Consider the following 15,090-nt stretch of genomic DNA (forward strand, 5'->3'; position numbering starts at 1 on the left):
CGCTCTTTCATCCTAATATAAGAAAGAGCGCTGAAGCGCAACTACGTACCTTTTTGATTTGAGGTATGTTGTTGCGCTTTAGCGCTCTTTCATCCTAATCTATGAAAGAGCGCTGAAGCGCAACTACGTACCTTTTTGATTTGAGATTTACAGAGATTCAAAAGTGGCGGTAAAACCCTCTAAAGTCAAGCATTCTTCCATAAAATCCTCTACATCATTGACATTTTCCAGTTTATATTCCATGATGCGTTCACCGTCGCCTTTCATCTTTTTGGAAGAAAGAGGCGTAGCCGGATATTTGTCAGCAATGACTTTGAAAGCTTTGGAATTGAGAGTCCAGCTTTCCGCAGAACATTTAATGATTAAAAGCCACATGATAAAATCCCTCCTTGGGTTTGGTTTATTAATAGAAAACTCGGCGGTTGAAACCGCGTCTATACAAACTTGCACGTGCCTCCGCAGGTTGAAGAATTGACGGTGAAAATTGCGTTATTTTCTTCAGTTATTTTCTTCAGTCCGCGGAGGCGGACTTTGCTTGTGTAGACGCGGTTTCAACCGCCGTCTTCTTTATCTTTCTGGCGGTTTCAACCGCCGTCTTCTTTATCTTTCTGGCGGTTTCAACCGCCGTCTTCTTTATCTACTCGATAGTGCCGACAAATCAAGAGATTCTGTTGTTTGGAAAAAAGCTAAAAGGCGATCGACTATTTGAGCAACACCACCCTTAACATTCGACTCAACATTCAAAGGCATCACCGGATCGTGCAGTGACAAGCGTAGCAGAAACCAGCCCGATTCGCTAGCTGACGTGCAGGAAACTCGCAAACCTTCGTAATTATTGGGTACAATTCCCCAGTCGGCTTGGGTTGAGACAAATTCTTGCAGTTGCTCAATTACCAAATTTCCCTGAGCTTTGAAATCATCCACACCAATTTTAATCCGAAACTCTGCACTTTCTTCAGGTTCTTGTAAATTCGCAATTAAATCCGGCAAAGATTGATTAGCTAATTTGGATTTAGCCAACTCTATCAATAATTTGCTCACCAAGTAAGCGCCATCATCCAGAAAGTAATTTTCCTTCAAAGCGCCATGTCCAGAAGTTTCAATCGCCAGCCATGATTCCTGTCCCGCTGCATTGAGGCGAATCGACTCGTCAATCACATTTTTGTAACCGCGTTTAAAGCGATGGTGAATTCCTTTTAAATCCTGTTCGATGAATTGCGTTAAACCATCGGATGTGATAGAATCCGTAACGACGGTAGAGCCTGGGTGCTCTTGTAGGACGATCGCCGAAATCAACGCGATTAACCGATTGCGATTCAGTTCCTTGCCAAATTGATCCACAGCCGCACTGCGATCGACATCCGTATCAAAAATAATCCCAAAATCAGCTTGATTGGCAATTACCGCTTGACAAATTGACTGCATTGCCTGTTTATCTTCGGGATTCGGCACGTGATTTGGGAATGTACCATCCGGTTCTAAAAATTGACTGCCGGTAGTGTCTGCACCTAAAGGCTTTAAGACTTTATCCACATAAAATCCGCCCGCACCATTCCCCGCATCCACAACAATTTTCAAGCCTGTCAGCGGCTGCTCAAAATTATCGGGATGATTGACTGATTCCCTAATCTTTTCGACAAATTGGTTGCCATAAACTGAGATAAAATCATGCTTGGTAATAGTACCGAAAACGGCAGCTTTTTTAAACTCATTGGTTTCGGCAAATGTTAAGATATCGGTAATATCTTTTTTTTGTAATCCACCCTTAGCGGTGAAAAACTTTAAGCCGTTGCGATTAAAAGGTAAATGGCTAGCAGTCAGCATAATCGCGCCGTCGCACTCAAAACCTGGAGTGATTGTACTCATAAACATGGCGGGAGTTGATGCCATTTCAAAATCATATACTGTACAACCAACTGAGGCGATACCATCCATGACTGCTTGCATTAAAGTTGGCCCGGATAGGCGACTGTCACGCCCGATCGCAATTATCAACTTTTCCGCAGGTTTATTGACTTTTTGCACCAGCCAACTGACAAAGGATTGACCTAAAATTGTCGCAATTTCGGGAGTGAGGTTAACTTTTTCATCGGGAACCCCTTCGAGGGCGATACCGCGAATATCTGAGCCATTTTGGAGTTTTTTCCAGTTATAGTTTTGCATAATCATTGATGGTAAGTATAGCAGTTGACAGTTGACAGTTGACAGTTGACAGTGAATTTTTTTGATGGAGATTCAAACCCTACCCTCAAACAATCCATATTATAGGTGAGGGAGTTAAACCCGCTTTCGATCCAATTATCAATTGCCCATTGTTAAAAGCCTTGTCAAACTGTATCACTTTCTTGACTGTCTAGGATAGCTGCAAGATGTTTGCGGATTGTGGGTGAGCGAAATCCCAAAATGATATCTTTGTTACAGACACCGCGCTGAATTAGCTCTTGATCGATGAAGACTTCGGTGCTATTTTGCTGAATCCAAACTTGGCCCTCGATGATATCTAAGTGCATGGCGCAACCATATATGCGATATTCATCGCGCCAACTATGATGTATCACCAAATAGCGATCGCGTGAATGGTCAAAAATTAACTGAGCTTGGGTGTCGTCTTTGGCGAAGTCTTCGAGAAATTGACAAACAATTTGGCGATACTCATTTATTCTATCCATTGTTCAATAGCCTCACTATTTGGATTATAAACAATTAACCGAACCTGATATCGCTGAATGACTGTTTTTGCTGGTTCAAAACGTAAAAAGGTTTGATAAGCATCTCTAGGTACTGCTAGATACAAAATACGCCCTGGTTCATCAGAAACTTCTATGGCAATTCGGTAGTTTAGAAATTGACCAAGAGCCGTGTGAAATGCTGAAATGTTAGAGCCACTAATAAAGCTTTTTACTTCTACTGCGATTTGACTGCCTTCTTTTTCGGCTGCGATCGCTGATTCGGCAGCTAAGTCAATGTAGATATCAGCTATACCATAGCGCAGTTGATAAGGATCGTGGGTGATTTGCCAACCTTCTTTTTGAAGAGCGATTTTGACGGTGTTATGAAATATGTCTTTTGCCATAGTAATTAATGATTATCGTTGAGAAATTGTATAAACTCTTTGAAGTCTTGATTCAGTATTTTTGTATTTCCATTGGTGATAACTATGACGAATTTCTTCTAATGCCTTAAGTCTGGCTTGATAAGATTGAGTTTGCCAATAAGAAAAATCACTTTTTTGTTCTTTGAGGTTTATTTTACGACAAAGAATGGTCTTTTATTTGTATCCATTATGTAGATTTAAATTGATTAATTTGATAGATTTCTTGAGCATCTTCCAAGGAATATTCAATTTCATCATCTTCGTAGAAAAGTTGCGTTAATGAATAGTCTTGCCACTCGGTACTTTGCCACTCAGTATATTCGGATATTATATCAAATTCATTGGTATTAGAATTATTCATCTCTCTCTTTTCTGACTCTGTGTTCTCTGCGCTCTCTGCGGTTAAATCATTCCGATCCAAGCTTAAACGATATTAGCTGTTGATTTTTCCATAACTTATCTTGATATCTCATTATAGCAATATCTCTGAGGGTAAGACTTAGGCATTACGGTGACAGAGTTTTTCAATCCAATCATGAAAATTATAGCCCTATCACCGCTGAGATTAATCTCTCATTTCTTAATCGCGCTCAACACTATAAACTGCCGCCAATCGGAACTCGCCTTTCGCGGGGACTTCGACAATATCCGTCGCCGCATTGGTCGTTTCTACGCAGATTAAGCGCTGATAATCGCTATCATCAAGGTCGGCCATGTTTTTAGAAATTGTCACCCAGGGATTCCACACAACGGCGGATTTACTGCCAGATGATTTAATCCGAATCCGACGATTGAGGGCGGTATCGTCTATGACGAATTCGTTGGTGACATCGAGATAAATTCGATCGACCTCACCGACAGCTACGACTGCACCTACTTGAGTTTTTTCGACTCCACCGTCAACTTTATCAAGATATTGGCTGTTTTCTAAACCCAACACCTGCACGCGGTTGATGTCGCCGACTAGGAAATAGGTGTGGAAGGCTTGGGTGAGGGGAAATGCTTTGTCGCCGAGATTGCGGGTGATTAATTCTACTGTGAGAGTGGTGCCGACGGTAATTGCGATCGCCAGTTCAAAAGCTTGGGGCCAAATTGCTCTAGTTTCCTCGGTATCCTTGAGGCCTAGGGTGACTGTAGTTGCGCCGTCTGGAGTTGTACCGGTGTTGACGACATTCCACAGGCGATTGCGGACAAACCCGTGGGCTGGGCGGCCCAAGCCTTCGGGATCTGGGCCAAACCAAGGCCAACAGATGGGTACACCGCCTTTGATGGCTTTCCCTTCGGCGTAGTAGGCTTTGTCGCTGAGGAACATCAAATCTGCGGTTTCGGTGGCTGGTTGGAAGGAGAGCACTTGGCCGGAATACACAGATATCAAGGCTTTGGCTTGGCCGTTGTCGATGTGAATCATCGGGAAACCGCCGTTTCCGCTGGCGAAGGTGAGGTGGCCGGCGATGCTGTAGTCTGTGTTTAGTTGGTCAATACTCATGCTGGTGGCGGAGGTTAATTGCTTCCCAATTATCCGATATTATGGTTGCTGCGATTGTTTGTATTGTTGAGTTTGAGTGGAATGTGCGATCGGCTAATGTTGGTTGTATTCTGGTGTTGGGAGGACATTAAGAAGATTTGAGAGTTAACAAGGTTTGTTGAATTTTTATCCTGGTTGCAATTTCACTGTCTGAATTTTGAACGAATACCGCATTTTTGTATCTGGAGCGCCCAACTATGAAACTTAAGTTATCTTTATTTTATAAAACATTTTTAGTGGCTAATTTGCTACTAGGTTCGACAATAGCTTTCAGTACCAATACTCAAGCCCAGACGAGAAATTCTGGTGAAAATTATAGCTCCAAATGCAGTTTTTACGGACAGAATCAAACGCAGGCTCAAACAATAGGCTGTTCGATCAAGCAGAGTCCCAACCAAATTATAATTGACTGGAATGATGGATTAAAAACTATTCTAGTTGCCTCTAATGGTGGTTGGAAATCAATGCCTTCTGAAGCGAAAGCCGAAGTCAGATTTTATTCTGGGACTGGGCGAGTCGCTCACGTTGAAATTTTCTCGGGCCCAGGTAAGGGAATTATTGTTGTCAAGCCATAATCGCGTTCATTTAGTTAAGAAACCCGGTTTCTGGGAATTATGCAAAGATTAAGAAACCGGGTTTCTCAGATAACCTAGGTTGGTGGCCAGAGATTTCGGAAGAAACCCGGTTTCTGGGAATTATGCAAAGATTAATACAACTGGTTTCTGATATCAATTGCCAAAAATAATGCAAAATCCCCGATCGGGAATTTTGGTTTTTTTGCTGTTTTTGATTGTGTCAATCTTCACAGATAACGGTTTCAATCCCTATGTCAGGAAATAAGGGCTACAAGACTCCGACTGCTGACAGCGCCTCCGCTTCAACCTCATTCATCTCATCGAGTTTCAGCCAAACTTGGTGCATCAACTCATCCAACCCAACTCGACTCACAGCCGAAATCATCAACACCGGAGCACCGCTGATTTCCTGCAATCGCGCGATCGCATTTCCAATTTCCTCATCCTCAAGATCGATCGCATCTACCTTATTAAAAGCCAAAATCTGCGGCCGATCGCCCAAACCTCGCCCGTAAGCTTTCAATTCTTCTTGAATTGTGACGTAATCTGCGATCGGATCTTCATCAGTAATATCCACCAAATGCAGCAACAACCGAGTCCGTTCAATGTGCCGCAAAAACTCATAACCCAAACCCGCGCCCTCGTGAGCCCCGGCAATTAATCCTGGAATATCAGCAAAAACAGTACCGTCGCCGGTTGGTTTTTTGACTACGCCCAAATTCGGAATTAAAGTTGTAAACGGATAATCTGCAATCTTTGGACGCGCCGCCGACAAAGCAGAAATTAGTGTCGATTTGCCAGCATTCGGCAAACCAATAATTCCAACTTCAGCTAACAGCTTCAATTCCAAGCGCAAAAACTTGTGTTCTCCTTCTTTTCCCGGTAGCGCATAATCTGGAGCGCGGTTAGAATTTGTCAGAAAACACTTATTTCCTAAACCGCCTTTACCACCTTTGGCAACACAAAAAGTCTGTCCGGGCGTCACCAAATCTGCTAAAATTGCCTGAGTTTCCGCATCGTAAACTACTGTACCGCAGGGAACTTCGATCGTGCGATCGGCTCCTGAAGCACCAGTCATATTCTTCGGCGCGCCCTTCTTCCCGTTTTCGCCTTTAAAAATCCGGTTGTACTGGAAATCCAGCAGCGTTTGCAGGCTTTCCACCGCCACCATAAACACAGAACCGCCCCGCCCGCCGGTGCCGCCGCTTGGCCCGCCCGCCGGTATATACTTTTCTCTGCGAAAAGCTACCATACCGTCGCCGCCTTTGCCGGCTGCGACTTGAACATCTGCGCGATCGATAAATTGCATAATTTAATCAATAATTATTGGTCAATAGTCAGTAGTCAGTAGTCATTAGTCAGTAGTCATTAGTTATGATACCAGATCCAAGTAAAATGTTTATCTTTTGGTGTGAATTACACATCCTACTCCCGAGTAGGGAGTAGGATGTGTTTTACTTTTGTATGTAGTGCTGTCCCCGTTCTAGTGCTTATATAATCACGCGAGCAGGGACAGCACTCAAAGAAAAAATGCTTTTTACAAAACAGAAATTCACCATCCTACTCAACTAATTAGGAGTCATTGGTTCATAGCATACAGTCATTAATCGAAAATCTCACAAAATTGACCAATTACCAATTCCCCATTCCCCATTCCCCATTCCCAATGCCCAATGCCCAATTCCCCTAACAATATGACGATACATCTTCCTTGCAATCATCTGCCAAATAGCAGAGAGCTCGAAAGCGCATCCCCACCAATTGTTCGTACAGCGGGTTAAGCTTGCACATCGGTGGAATGTGGACGATTTTGCGGCCGAATAATACGACATCTCGCTCAAACGGACACTGCGGTGGAATCATTTTGCAGACAAAACGTGCCACTCTCGGATCGTGAACTTCCCAGCCGTCAAGCCAGTCTTTCACGGGTGTCAGGACATTTTTCTGCTGAGGTTGAGGCCGCCCAGAAAGCGGTGTTGCTGCATAATCAACGGCTGTTTGGCTGCTTGATTCCTGCGGCTGCGCGCTGCTGTCTTCGATCGTGTGTCGCAGAGATTCGATCGCCTCCACGTTATGACCCAAAGCTGTGCAAAACTTGTAAAGTACCTCGTCTTCGCTCAGAGAGTAAGTACCGTCTGCTAAGGCTACCATGACTGCTGTTCTCAAAAAATTCTCCCCGTTGGCGGTACCTGTCCCGAATACAGCAGCTAGTTCCTCTGCGGTAATCGGTTCAAAACCGGTCTCAAAAGATACCGGATTTAGTTCATCCTGAGTCAGGCTAGCAATCATTTTTTGCTCGTTTTCGTCAAAGTTGCCGTCAGCCCAAGCAATTGTCAGCAATCCCCGCAGCCAAGCGGCAATCTCTCCATCGGTGCAGTTAGATTTTGCGTTACTCATCAGCGTTTCCAGTTGGATGATATACCAGTCTAGTTGTTGGTTTGGAGCGGGATAACTATTCCCCTCTAAATAATTTTTACTGTTTTTTTGCTCGATCGATCTTTTTGTGAAAGGTTTGTGCCCGAAGATTGCTCCAAACGCTTGTAGTGGACGTGTTAAAAGCATATTTGTGTCTCAGGAGCTTCGCCAATTAGCGAGCTAATCTATGGTTTAATCCTCTTCCCCTAAAGCGTCGTCTATCTGGAGGAATAGGTTTTGTTGATTCATTGTTAAGTATAGTTGCACCGATTTTAGATAGCGTATCGAATTTTACGTAATTTCAACGCCAGATCGACCCAATTTATCGCAAGCAATCACAGGTTTGCCAAGATAGGATCTAATCAGCAACCGGGTTTCTCACCCACGGGCGATTTTACTTCGCTATGTTTACATTTTAATATATATATTTGTAAATTTTTGTGTGTCGGCTCCGTAACATTTGACAATAAGTCGGCTTTATGCTGTGAAAATAAAAAGACTTGATGGAACTATCAGCCTATCTCAAAGGTTTTGATTGCTGGGGCAGCTTATAAATCAGTCCAAGACGGAACAATCACAATAAAAAAAGGTACGTAGTTGCGCTTCAGCGCTCCGAAGGTACGTAGTTGCGCTTCAGCGCTCCGAAGGTATGTAGTTGCGCTTCAGCGCTCCGGGTGGATCTAGGTTTTACAGAAGAAATACCATTAAATCAAGGTACGTTGTTGCAATGAAAGCGCTCTTTCCTAAGATTATAAAGAGCGCTCAAGCGCAACAACGTACCTCAGATCGAAAATGGTATTAGCTGCGGCGGCACAAAATCCAGCGCAATTCCATGGGCGGCCGTCCATTTGCCATCGGGAAGACATCTCTACCTGTGGCCCAACTCGGGAACCAAGGCGTTGGCGGCCAGGCTTCTTTTGGCAGGTGGTGGCGTTCGTATTCCCACACCAATTCGTCGGATATTTGGACTAAGGGTAAGCCTTCCATGGCGGCGGCGAGCTCTTGGGGCGTGAATAAAGTAGACCAGGAAAGTTGTGCAACTTGTCGCACGAGGGCGTCTGGCTGGTAGTCGCCGACGGTTAAGAATGTGCTGAAGAGCAACACGCCTCCGGGACAGAGGAAATCGCACATTTTGGCAAGGAAAAGCCGTACTTGATCGATGTCTCGAAAATGTGAGATGACTTCGGCGGCAACTGCAAGTTGGTAGCGGGCTGGTTTCATCCGCATTAAGGGATCGAGCACGTCGCCTTCTGTTACTGTGACGGGAAGGTTTTCGGCCGTGGCGGCTGTTTGCAATTGTTCTGCAAAAGCTGGGGTTAGCTCGATCGCATCTACAGAATAGCCCAATCTCGCCAGCGGTAAGGTATTGCGCCCGGTACCGGCCCCCACGTCTAAGATGCGGATGCGATCGGGATTTCCCAATTTAGCAGCCGTTGCCATCAATTTTGCATCGGGATGGGAACCAAATAGAGGCGGTTCTCTGGTGTCAACCCAGCTTTTATATTGTTCTCCTACTGTTGAAGTAGTGACAATTACTTTGCAAGCTAAACCGGTTTGTGGCGGCTGCACTGATTCGTATTGCAGAATCATCATCGATGCTGTTGAAGTGCGGTAGCCCTGTTCTAATTTAGTCGCTAAAAGCTTTCTGAGTTCCTCTTTACGGTCTTCTGGGAGGGGTCTGTCGAGGGTGCTAAATAGCTTTTCGATTGACTTGAGATAGTGGTTTACCATTCCCGGTACGCAGGGGAAAACTAATTCTCCGCGTGCGGTGACGCGAGTGTTAATTTTGTAGAGGATGGCTTGCTGGAGAATGTCGGGATTGACTACCAGCGGCATTTGTTCGGTTTGGTCGATCGTGCTTTCGGCGCCCATAAGTTCCGGGAAGAAGTCAGTTGACAGTTGACAGTTGACAGTTGACAGTTGACAGTTGCCAGTTGTCAGTTGTTAGTTGTCAGTTGTTAGTAAAAAACAATAGTATCTTGTAGATACGATGTTTTTGCCCTTATCTACTTAGAGCTTTGTTTTAGATAAATCTTAAATCTCTCATCTCAAATCTACCAGGCTCAGAACCCGATTATGTCTGAAAATTCGAGTTAATATAGCGCTTCTTAAGTTAGTGCACTCAAGTGATTACTAATTACCAATTACCCATTACCAATTACCCATTACCCATTACCCATTACCTGACATACCTCACCGCCCTTGAAAAGGGCAATACCTCGATCGGCTGTAGCGCATTTAAAGTGTATTTTTCAGGACGAGGTGGAAAAAGCAAATCCTCTCGCCTTCTCCCCCTCTCTCGTTCTCCTGTTAGCCATCACAGGCAATTTATCTGGGTAGCAACTGAAAGCTAGGCTTAGTTGCTGCCGGTAAAAGTCACTTCAGGGAACTTTGACTGAGCTTCAGTCATCGGGCGCCGTCTGCCTTCTTCTTGCCAGTAGTTGATTACTTCTGTAGCTTGGTTGAGGACTTCGACGCGATCGTTGTCAGCAATCCAGTGTTTGGCTTCGAGTTCGTTTTTGAGTTCTTCCCACGCATCCTTGCGCGGCCAGAAAAAATAAGCTGTCAGCGGGCTAGTTCCTTTACCGACAACTTGGTCAACGGCGAGGGCAACATTCTCTTCTAGCCAGAGAACTTTTAAGATGAACTTGGACAAGCAAACCTCCAGGGTTCCGATCGAACTTATTAAAAATTTCTACAATCGCTAAGCGTAGCACATTCTGTTCAATAATGGCTCATCGGCGATTAAAAGTTTTGTCGAAGGGCTGGGTTTCCCGCTGCTTAGGGGCCCGAAACCAATAAAATTTGTCCACTCACTCGCCCCAGCTACAGGGATAATTAAGTTATGAGCAGATTTATTTTAGTTTTTGACATTGATGGTGTGGTGCGGGATGTGTCCGGTTCCTACCGAAGGGCGATCGCAGATGCGGTAGAACATTTCACGGCTGGTGCTTTTCGCCCGAATTCGATCGATATCGACTCTCTGAAGTCTGAGGGTGTGTGGAATAATGACTGGGAAGCGTCTTTGGAGTTAGTTTGCCGTTATTTTGATGGAATTGGGCGATCGCGAAATCAACTCGATTTCAAATATGACGAATTAGTCGCTTTTTTCCAAAGTCGCTATCGCGGGAATGACGATAAAAATTGGACTGGTTACATTTGTGACGAACCGCTGCTGTTAAATCCAGCTTACCTGGAAAATCTAACAATTGGAGGCGTTGCTTGGGGATTTTTTAGTGGCGCGATGCACGATGAAGCAGCTTATGTTTTGGAAGGGAAACTCGGCTTAAATTCCCCCGTGTTAGTCGCGATGGAAGATGCACCGGGAAAACCAGATCCGACTGGACTTTTCTCGACAATTGAACAGTTGGAAAATCGGCACGGTTTAGAAAGCAATTTGCCCGTGATTTATGCGGGAGATACAGTTGCCGATATTTACACCGTGGTGAAGGCGCGGGAATTGCAACCGAATCGGATTTGGCTGGGTGCAGGAATTTTGCCACCTCACGTTTTGGATGATTCTGTTCGCTGTGAAGCGTATGCTGCGGGGCTGAAAAAAGCTGGTGCTGCGGAGATTTTTAGGAATATCGAGGAGTTGAATGCTGCACGAATTGGAGAATTATACGGCGGTTGAAACCGCGTCGGTACATTGGAGAATTAGACGGCGGTTGAAACCGCGTCTACACCAACAATGTCTGCCTCCGCAGACTTAAGAAAGAGGGCGGTTGAAACCGCGTCTACACCAACGATGTCCGCTCAGACGGCGGTTGAAACCGCGTCTACACAAACGATGTCCGCCTCCGCGGACTCAAGAAAATAACATAATTTTAACCGTTTTATCTTCAACCTGCGGAGGCAGGTTTGGTTTGTGTAGACGCGGTTTCAACCGCCGTTTAATCTTCAACCCGCGGAGGCGGGTTTGGTTTGTGTAGACGCGGTTTCAACCGCCGTTTTATCTTCAACCTGCGTCGGCAGGTTTGGTTTATGTAGACGCGGTTTCAACCGCCGTATAATCTTCAACCCGCGGAGGCGGGTTTGGTTTGTGTAGACGCGGTTTCAACCGCCGTCTAATCAACCGCCGTCTAATCAACCGCCGTCTAATGAACCGCCGTCTAATCTTATTTCAAGTTCAAGAATTTGTCTAAAGCGCTAACTACAACTGGCGGCCAGCGGCGGGTTTTTGCCACCCAATCGAGGTCTTTGTAGCGGGAATCGAGACCGACTGCGGCCACCCAATTGCTCTCAGCTTCACCGCGCTGTCCAGCCTCCCAAAGACAGGCGCTGAGGGCTGCTCTCATATCCGCAAATTGGGGATATCTGCGGACAATGTTTTTCATGTTGCGAATTGCTTCTTTGGTTTGCCCGTTTTGATAAAGTGCGAGGGCGTGATTGGCACGAGCAAAGGCGTATTCGGGCGCCAATTCAAAAGCTTTGCTGTAGTCTTTAATTGCTATTTCCCATTGTCCTAAACCTGCTTCGGCGTTACCTCGGTTGTTGTAGGCGGCTGGATCTTTCGGGTCTAATTCTAGCACATGATTGTAGTCGGCGATCGCTTCTTCCCAGCGTCCTAAACCTTCTAAGGCTGTGCCGCGATTTAGGTAGGGATCGGGAGCATTCGGAGCTAGTTCGATCGCCTTTTCGTAGTCAGCAATTGCTAATTGTAGTTTGTTTTGGCTGACTCTCGAATTGCCTCGGTTACTCCAAGCGGCGGCTTGTGAGGGAAATTTGTCAATAATTTCTGTCCACAAAGTTTCTGCGGCGGGAAATTTGCCTTCGTTTGTAGCCTCAAAAGCTTTCTGAACAAGTTCTCCTAATTCCTGCTGCTGAGGGGTGAGCTCTGTTGCTTGTAGTTGTGCGGCGGCGGGCGCGATATTTCCCAACCAAACTAACCCGGTTACAATTAATACTGTAAAAAATGTGAAAAGTGAGCGAATCATCTTTGGTGGCAGTTGAAACTTTACTAAGCTGTTGCGTATTTAAATTGAGTATTTGGGACGGGCTAGAAGCCCATCCCACAAGACTTTGATTTGTTTTTGACACAGAACAATTTAAATACAGAACAGCTTAAATATATTATTAACCTAAATTGCGGTCGTTGGTTAAATCTTATCAGTTAAAAGTAATTTTATGAAAAAACGCTTATTAATTTTGGGCGGAACGGGTGATGCTATTGAAGTAGCTGCCAGAGCTGCTCAAATTGCTGATATCGAGGTGATATCTTCGCTTGCAGGGCGGACTAAACAGCCTTTGACCCCAAAAACGGGTACGGTGCGGATTGGGGGGTTTGGTGGGGCGGCTGGGCTGGCTGAGTTTTTGCGTTGTAGCCCGATCGACTTTTTAATTGATGCGACTCATCCGTTTGCAGCGCAGATTTCAGCCAATGCTGCGGTGGCTGCGGCTGAGTGTCATGTCCCTCATTTGATGCTGGTGCGCCCTGCGTGGGAGGCCGTGGAGGGCGATCGCTGGATTGAAGTCGCCAGCCACTCGGAGGCTGCAAGGGCTTTGTCAGGGCATTCTCGGCGGGTGTTTCTCACCATTGGGAGGCAGGAATTGGCGGAGTTTGCGGGTTTGGAGGATGTTTGGTGTTTGATGCGGGCGATCGATCCTCCGGCACAAAATACTCTTGTTCCTCATGGTGAATTATTATTAGCAAGGGGGCCTTTTTCATTGGGAGACGAGCGGCAATTGCTCTTGCAATATCAGATTGATACAATTGTTAGTAAAAACAGCGGTGGTGCTGCGACATATCCGAAAATTATCGCCGCTAGGGAGTTGAATATTCCTGTTGTAATGGTGCAGCGGACTCCGATTCCCAATGTTGAGCGGGTTGCTGATGTGTCGGGGGCGATTGATTGGCTAATTCAGCAGTTGAAGTGAAAATCACAACTTACGCACTCCGACTAAAGAAACCGGGTTTTTTATAAATTTGCGGGTGACAACGAAATATTGTCGAAAAAAACCCGGTTTCTCGGCTACCGCAATCAAGAAACCAGGTTTTTCTGAATCTGCGGGTAACAACGAAATATTGTCGCGTTATTTTCTTCATTCCGCGGAGGCGGAATTTGTTTGTGTAGGCGCGGTTTTAACCGCCGTCTTATCTTTTTTATTCAATGAGTTAAGATGATTGTTCATCTCTTGTAAATATCCTTTTAAAACTGGATACTGCGAAGTTGCTAGCAGCGCATCTTTTTTCTGGGTAACAGTTGTTTCTAACGGCAAAACGCGATAGTTAGTTTTATTGTTTAAAGTATAGCGGTGTACCCAAGTCGGAATTGTTTTAATGCTGATAATTTCTGTGGTTTTTTCGGGAAATTTCTTGCGGATATTTATTTGCACAATTACGCCTAAGTCTGTATAATCTTGGGTCTGCCCCGAGATGAAGTTTCCCATTGAATAAATTGCTACGGCCTTTCTGGTTTTCCCATTCTTTCCTTTGAATTTAAATATTTTGTAAGGCTGGACGACGTGGGGATGACTGCCGAGAATGATGTCTGCACCAGCTTTTAAAATGTTTTCAACTAATTGTTTTTGTTGGGTGTTTGGCTGTCGCTGATATTCGTCGCCAAAATGCAGGGAAATTGCGATCGCATCTGCTCCTTTTTTTCGGGCTTTGGCGATGTCTTTGATTATCTGTTTTTCGTCGATTAGCGAAACTAGGTAATCTTTGCCTTTGGGTATCGGGATGCCGTTTGTGCCGTAGCTGTAGGCTAGCATGGCTAGCGATATGTTGTTTTTGGTGACGATCAAAATCCTATCGCCCGCTGCTTTAGACTTGGCTGTCCCTGTTGATGCAATTTTGCGATCGCCCAAATTTGCGATCGTCCTAATTACCCCTATTTCTCCCCGATCCAAAGCATGATTATTCGCGGTTGTCAAGATATTAAATCCAGCTTTTTTCGCAGCATCCAGTAATTGCACTGGTGCGTTAAATAGCGGATATCCCGTATATCCGCCCGCATCTTCGCCCGCTAAAGGTGTTTCCAGGTTTCCCGTTACCCAATCGCCCTTTGACAGGATACTTTTAACTGGTGCGAAGAAGCTGTCAAAATTGTATGTTTGCTTTTTTGCATCGTAGCCCGAGATTGTTTGAGTAATGTGCATCATGATATCGCCGACAGCAATTAGTTGCGCTTCTTTAATCTCAGACTTGGGTTTAGCCGGTGCAGGTGTTGCAATTGGCGATGGCGTCCCGCCCCGCAAGCTACGGCTTTCTGTACGCTGTGTGTTGGTTTTTGGCGTTTGGATGTCGCAGCTTGCGATCGAAAACACGGCAATTACCGAAAGCAACCGACGAAAAGTCATAACTTTTAAGAGTGATTTATCGGCATCTATGATATCATCATTATGCCTTGCACACCGTTGGCTGGAAACTAAGTTTTTCAACAAAAATATTGGCTAAAAACTCTCAATCTTCCTTAAAAAGCCCGGGTTCTTTGTTCGGATTACGCAATTTATAATGACTCGATTAGTTACACCCAAAT

At 45.1% G+C, this 15,090-nt stretch carries 16 protein-coding genes; 4 read left to right on the forward strand and 12 right to left on the reverse strand.

The features are described 5' to 3' along the window. Nucleotides 1–147: 147 nt before the first annotated feature. The 6 genes from JGK36_RS13565 to JGK36_RS13590 form a co-directional block, all read right to left on the reverse strand. Nucleotides 148–375 carry a hypothetical protein gene (locus JGK36_RS13565; RefSeq protein ID WP_293181313.1) on the reverse strand — a complete coding sequence of 76 codons (228 nt, stop codon included), beginning with the start codon at nucleotides 373–375 and terminating at the stop codon, nucleotides 148–150. 258 nt (nucleotides 376–633) lie between these two features. Continuing rightward, nucleotides 634–2,163: a phosphomannomutase/phosphoglucomutase gene (locus JGK36_RS13570; protein WP_293197134.1), complete on the reverse strand. Its 1,530-nt coding sequence runs from the start codon at nucleotides 2,161–2,163 to the stop codon at nucleotides 634–636. A 164-nt stretch (nucleotides 2,164–2,327) separates the two neighbouring features. Next, on the reverse strand, nucleotides 2,328–2,669 hold the full coding sequence (locus JGK36_RS13575; RefSeq protein WP_293192269.1) for a XisI protein: 342 nt from the start codon (nucleotides 2,667–2,669) through the stop codon (nucleotides 2,328–2,330). Then, on the reverse strand, nucleotides 2,657–3,073 hold the full coding sequence (locus JGK36_RS13580; RefSeq protein WP_293181304.1) for a XisH family protein: 417 nt from the start codon (nucleotides 3,071–3,073) through the stop codon (nucleotides 2,657–2,659). The genes JGK36_RS13575 and JGK36_RS13580 overlap by 13 nt, the downstream gene beginning before the upstream one ends. Before the next feature lie 208 nt (nucleotides 3,074–3,281). After that, nucleotides 3,282–3,455 carry a hypothetical protein gene (locus JGK36_RS13585; protein ID WP_293181301.1) on the reverse strand — a complete coding sequence of 58 codons (174 nt, stop codon included), beginning with the start codon at nucleotides 3,453–3,455 and terminating at the stop codon, nucleotides 3,282–3,284. 219 nt (nucleotides 3,456–3,674) lie between these two features. Continuing rightward, nucleotides 3,675–4,580, reverse strand: coding sequence for a D-hexose-6-phosphate mutarotase (locus JGK36_RS13590; protein ID WP_293197133.1), 906 nt, complete (start codon nucleotides 4,578–4,580; stop codon nucleotides 3,675–3,677). Nucleotides 4,581–4,816: 236 nt separating this feature from the next. Between JGK36_RS13590 and JGK36_RS13595 the strand changes: the two genes are divergently transcribed. Beyond that, complete coding sequence (locus JGK36_RS13595; RefSeq protein WP_293181295.1) at nucleotides 4,817–5,194, forward strand: hypothetical protein; 378 nt, start codon at nucleotides 4,817–4,819, stop codon at nucleotides 5,192–5,194. A 268-nt stretch (nucleotides 5,195–5,462) separates the two neighbouring features. Here JGK36_RS13595 and obgE read toward each other — a convergent pair whose 3' ends face one another. The 3 genes from obgE to JGK36_RS13610 all read right to left on the reverse strand — a co-directional run bounded on the left by obgE (nucleotide 5,463) and on the right by JGK36_RS13610 (nucleotide 9,481). After that, nucleotides 5,463–6,503, reverse strand: coding sequence for a GTPase ObgE (gene obgE / locus JGK36_RS13600; RefSeq protein ID WP_293181292.1), 1,041 nt, complete (start codon nucleotides 6,501–6,503; stop codon nucleotides 5,463–5,465). A gap of 377 nt (nucleotides 6,504–6,880) precedes the next feature. Continuing rightward, nucleotides 6,881–7,756 carry a Mo-dependent nitrogenase C-terminal domain-containing protein gene (locus JGK36_RS13605; RefSeq protein WP_293197132.1) on the reverse strand — a complete coding sequence of 292 codons (876 nt, stop codon included), beginning with the start codon at nucleotides 7,754–7,756 and terminating at the stop codon, nucleotides 6,881–6,883. A gap of 651 nt (nucleotides 7,757–8,407) precedes the next feature. Further along, on the reverse strand, nucleotides 8,408–9,481 hold the full coding sequence (locus JGK36_RS13610) for a bifunctional 2-polyprenyl-6-hydroxyphenol methylase/3-demethylubiquinol 3-O-methyltransferase UbiG (protein ID WP_293181286.1): 1,074 nt from the start codon (nucleotides 9,479–9,481) through the stop codon (nucleotides 8,408–8,410). Nucleotides 9,482–9,735: 254 nt separating this feature from the next. Here JGK36_RS13610 and JGK36_RS13615 point away from each other — a divergent pair, with 254 nt between their 5' ends. Then, the gene (locus JGK36_RS13615; RefSeq protein ID WP_293200965.1) at nucleotides 9,736–9,963 is read left to right on the forward strand and encodes a hypothetical protein; all 228 of its coding nucleotides are present in this window, start codon (nucleotides 9,736–9,738) and stop codon (nucleotides 9,961–9,963) included. 2 nt (nucleotides 9,964–9,965) lie between these two features. Here JGK36_RS13615 and JGK36_RS13620 read toward each other — a convergent pair whose 3' ends face one another. Then, entirely contained in the window at nucleotides 9,966–10,277 is a 312-nt protein-coding gene (locus JGK36_RS13620; RefSeq protein ID WP_293181450.1) for a 30S ribosomal protein PSRP-3, read from the reverse strand. 177 nt (nucleotides 10,278–10,454) lie between these two features. On the opposite strand from JGK36_RS13620, the gene JGK36_RS13625 reads away from it, so the two are divergent. Beyond that, on the forward strand, nucleotides 10,455–11,243 hold the full coding sequence (locus tag JGK36_RS13625) for a TIGR01548 family HAD-type hydrolase (RefSeq protein ID WP_293197131.1): 789 nt from the start codon (nucleotides 10,455–10,457) through the stop codon (nucleotides 11,241–11,243). Between the two features lie 484 nt (nucleotides 11,244–11,727). Here the strand turns inward: JGK36_RS13625 and JGK36_RS13630 are convergent, their stop codons facing one another. Then, a complete protein-coding gene (locus JGK36_RS13630; RefSeq protein WP_293192275.1) occupies nucleotides 11,728–12,546 on the reverse strand; it encodes a tetratricopeptide repeat protein in 819 nt (272 codons plus the stop codon). Between the two features lie 190 nt (nucleotides 12,547–12,736). Between JGK36_RS13630 and JGK36_RS13635 the strand changes: the two genes are divergently transcribed. Further along, nucleotides 12,737–13,486: a cobalt-precorrin-6A reductase gene (locus JGK36_RS13635; protein WP_293197130.1), complete on the forward strand. Its 750-nt coding sequence runs from the start codon at nucleotides 12,737–12,739 to the stop codon at nucleotides 13,484–13,486. A 165-nt stretch (nucleotides 13,487–13,651) separates the two neighbouring features. Here JGK36_RS13635 and JGK36_RS13640 read toward each other — a convergent pair whose 3' ends face one another. Then, entirely contained in the window at nucleotides 13,652–14,995 is a 1,344-nt protein-coding gene (locus JGK36_RS13640) for a CapA family protein (RefSeq protein WP_293200966.1), read from the reverse strand. Between the last annotated feature and the right edge of the window lie 95 nt (nucleotides 14,996–15,090).

Origin of the sequence: Microcoleus sp. PH2017_35_SFW_U_B, assembly GCF_020737865.1 — a bacterium.
Lineage (GTDB): Bacteria > Cyanobacteriota > Cyanobacteriia > Cyanobacteriales > Microcoleaceae > Microcoleus.

What these genes read in the sequence shown, in the direction of transcription:
- obgE (WP_293181292.1), bottom strand. Translation starts at nt 6,503, where the DNA reads ATGCAATTTATCGATCGCGCAGATGTTCAAGTCGCAGCCGGCAAAGGC.
- JGK36_RS13590 (WP_293197133.1), bottom strand. Translation starts at nt 4,580, where the DNA reads ATGAGTATTGACCAACTAAACACAGACTACAGCATCGCCGGCCACCTC.
- JGK36_RS13595 (WP_293181295.1), top strand. Translation starts at nt 4,817, where the DNA reads ATGAAACTTAAGTTATCTTTATTTTATAAAACATTTTTAGTGGCTAAT.
- JGK36_RS13610 (WP_293181286.1), bottom strand. Translation starts at nt 9,481, where the DNA reads ATGGGCGCCGAAAGCACGATCGACCAAACCGAACAAATGCCGCTGGTA.
- JGK36_RS13565 (WP_293181313.1), bottom strand. Translation starts at nt 375, where the DNA reads ATGTGGCTTTTAATCATTAAATGTTCTGCGGAAAGCTGGACTCTCAAT.
- JGK36_RS13630 (WP_293192275.1), bottom strand. Translation starts at nt 12,546, where the DNA reads ATGATTCGCTCACTTTTCACATTTTTTACAGTATTAATTGTAACCGGG.
- JGK36_RS13580 (WP_293181304.1), bottom strand. Translation starts at nt 3,073, where the DNA reads ATGGCAAAAGACATATTTCATAACACCGTCAAAATCGCTCTTCAAAAA.
- JGK36_RS13570 (WP_293197134.1), bottom strand. Translation starts at nt 2,163, where the DNA reads ATGCAAAACTATAACTGGAAAAAACTCCAAAATGGCTCAGATATTCGC.
- JGK36_RS13635 (WP_293197130.1), top strand. Translation starts at nt 12,737, where the DNA reads ATGAAAAAACGCTTATTAATTTTGGGCGGAACGGGTGATGCTATTGAA.
- JGK36_RS13625 (WP_293197131.1), top strand. Translation starts at nt 10,455, where the DNA reads ATGAGCAGATTTATTTTAGTTTTTGACATTGATGGTGTGGTGCGGGAT.
- JGK36_RS13605 (WP_293197132.1), bottom strand. Translation starts at nt 7,756, where the DNA reads ATGCTTTTAACACGTCCACTACAAGCGTTTGGAGCAATCTTCGGGCAC.
- JGK36_RS13575 (WP_293192269.1), bottom strand. Translation starts at nt 2,669, where the DNA reads ATGGATAGAATAAATGAGTATCGCCAAATTGTTTGTCAATTTCTCGAA.
- JGK36_RS13585 (WP_293181301.1), bottom strand. Translation starts at nt 3,455, where the DNA reads ATGAATAATTCTAATACCAATGAATTTGATATAATATCCGAATATACT.